Genomic DNA, 2,119 nt, shown 5'->3' with positions numbered 1-2,119 from the left:
GGGGGGCTATGCCGATGCCCATCTTGCGGGCATGGATGCCGCCGCGCTGGACGCCTTCGAGGCGCTGCTGGCCGAGGACGATCACGACCTCTACCAATGGGTGACGGGCCAGGCCGCGCCGCCCGCCCGCCTTGCCCTGTTGATCGAAAAATTGGCCGTGCGTACCGACGGTTAGATCGCTTTTTTCACGCTTTAACGGAATATTCGCGACTGATTCCGTATCTCTGCCTGAGAACAAGGAACGGCGGAGTATGACATGAGTATCCATTCCCCCATCGAGACAGGCGGCCGGACCGGCGTGATGAACGATTATCTCGACGCGCTGTCGCTGGTCGAACGGCTGCACCGGCTGCTTCTGGACGTCATCAAGGACGAGTTCGAGCGGCTTGGCGTGCTGGATCTGAACGCGGTCCAGGCGCTGTTGCTGTTCAATATAGGCGAGAACGAGGTGACCGCGGGCGAGTTGAAGACGCGCGGCTATTACCAGGGCTCGAACGTGTCCTACAATCTCAAGAAACTGGTGGAAAAGGGCTTCATGCACCACCAGCGCTGCGAGATCGACCGCCGCTCGGTCCGCGTCCGCCTGACCCCAAGGGGGCGCGAGATTCGCGACATCGTTGCCGGTCTCTTCGCCCGCCATGCCGAGGGGCTGGTGGTGCGCGGCGTGGTCACCGCCGACGGGCTGACCGAGATCGCCGACGCGCTCAAGCGGATGGAACGCTACTGGACCGACCAGATCCGCTATATCTACTGACGGCCCGGCCCCCCGGCGGGGCCGTCCGCCTACCAGTGCCCGGTATTGGGCATGCTCACCCAGGGCTCCTGCGGCTCCAGCGCCCCGCCCATCTGCAACAGTTCCACCGACACGTTGTCGGGGCTGCGCACGAAGGCCATCCGTCCGTCCCGCGGCGGGCGGTTGATCGTCACGCCATTGTCCATCAGGTGCTGGCACATCGCATGGATGTCCTCGACCGCATAGGCGAGATGCCCGAAATGCCGGCTGTCGGATGGCAGCCCCTCGTCGCCGTCCCAGTTCCAGGTCAGTTCCACCGGGCATTCCTCCTGTCCCGGCGGCGCCATGAAGACCAGCGTGAACCGGCCCTGTTCGCTCTCGACCCGCCGGACCTCCTTAAGCCCCAGTAATTCGTAGAACGCCTTTGACGCCTCCAGGTCCTTCACCCGGACCATCGTGTGCAGATAGCGGATTTGCATGCGCAGCCTCCTTTTCCTGCGCGCAGCCTAGCACGCCCCGGCCGCCCGGCCACACCCCCGCATCTGGGTGTTTTACGATCCACCCCGCATAGATATAGTGTTACCCGACTCGTCTTCAGCGAAAGGACCGCGCCATGTCGCTCACCCAGGATCAGCTTGCCGAGATCGAGGCCCAGCGCGGCCAGGCCACGCCCACGCTGCGCGCCACCGCGCCGGGCATGGAAAACCGCCTCTACACCGCCCATCCGGTGCTCGACCACGGCCTGATCCGGGTGATCGACTACATGGGCGACGATGCCGCGATCTGCCAGGCGGCGCGGGTTTCCTATGGCACCGGAACCAGATCCGTCTCCAATGACGAAGGGCTGATCCGCTACCTGATGCGCCACTGGCACTCGACGCCCTTCGAGATGTGCGAGGTCAAGTTCCACGTCAAGCTGCCGGTGTTCGTCGCCCGGCAATGGATCCGCCACCGCACCGCCAACGTCAACGAATACTCCGCCCGCTATTCGATCCTCGACCGCGAATTCTACATCCCCGCCCCCGACGCGCTGGCCGCCCAATCCACCGTCAACAACCAGGGCCGCGGCGAATTGCTCGAAGGCGAAGAGGCCGCCCGCGTCCTCGACATCCTCAAGACCGACGCCGCCCGGGCCTATGACAATTACGAGGCGATGCTGTCCACCGAAGGCCAGAAGGGCCTGGCGCGCGAGCTTGCCCGCATGAACCTTCCCGCCAATATCTACACCCAATGGTACTGGAAGACGGATCTGCACAACCTCTTCCACTTCCTGCGCCTGCGCGCCGACATCCACGCCCAATACGAGATCCGCGTCTATGCGCAAGTGATGTGCGAGATCGTCGCCGACTGGGTGCCGCTGGCGTATAAAGCCTTTGCCGATTACCG

The 2,119-nt window shown here is 64.0% G+C and carries 4 protein-coding genes; 3 read left to right on the top strand and 1 reads right to left on the bottom strand.

What is annotated here, in order from left to right; genetic code table 11:
- Both ENN83_RS14270 and ENN83_RS14265 read left to right on the top strand, forming a co-directional pair.
- On the top strand, positions 1 to 175 hold a 175-nt coding region (locus tag ENN83_RS14270), incomplete at its 5' end, for a succinate dehydrogenase assembly factor 2 (RefSeq protein WP_287188037.1).
- A gap of 81 nt (positions 176 to 256) precedes the next feature.
- Positions 257 to 754, top strand: a complete 498-nt coding sequence (locus tag ENN83_RS14265) for a MarR family winged helix-turn-helix transcriptional regulator (RefSeq protein WP_287188034.1) — start codon at positions 257 to 259, stop codon at positions 752 to 754.
- A gap of 29 nt (positions 755 to 783) precedes the next feature.
- Here ENN83_RS14265 and ENN83_RS14260 read toward each other — a convergent pair whose 3' ends face one another.
- Entirely contained in the window at positions 784 to 1,212 is a 429-nt protein-coding gene (locus ENN83_RS14260; RefSeq protein WP_287188032.1) for a VOC family protein, read from the bottom strand.
- A gap of 134 nt (positions 1,213 to 1,346) precedes the next feature.
- Here ENN83_RS14260 and thyX point away from each other — a divergent pair.
- The coding region (gene thyX, locus ENN83_RS14255) for an FAD-dependent thymidylate synthase (RefSeq protein ID WP_287188029.1) at positions 1,347 to 2,119 on the top strand (773 nt) is incomplete at its 3' end.

The organism is Rhodovulum sp. (assembly GCF_011048875.1).
GTDB lineage: Bacteria > Pseudomonadota > Alphaproteobacteria > Rhodobacterales > Rhodobacteraceae > Rhodovulum > Rhodovulum tesquicola.
The sequence above is the reverse complement of the archived record's forward strand: the minus strand, read 5'-3'. Positions and strand labels throughout refer to the sequence as shown.

What these genes read in the sequence shown, in the direction of transcription:
- ENN83_RS14265 (WP_287188034.1), top strand. Translation starts at nt 257, where the DNA reads ATGAGTATCCATTCCCCCATCGAGACAGGCGGCCGGACCGGCGTGATG.
- ENN83_RS14260 (WP_287188032.1), bottom strand. Translation starts at nt 1,212, where the DNA reads ATGCAAATCCGCTATCTGCACACGATGGTCCGGGTGAAGGACCTGGAG.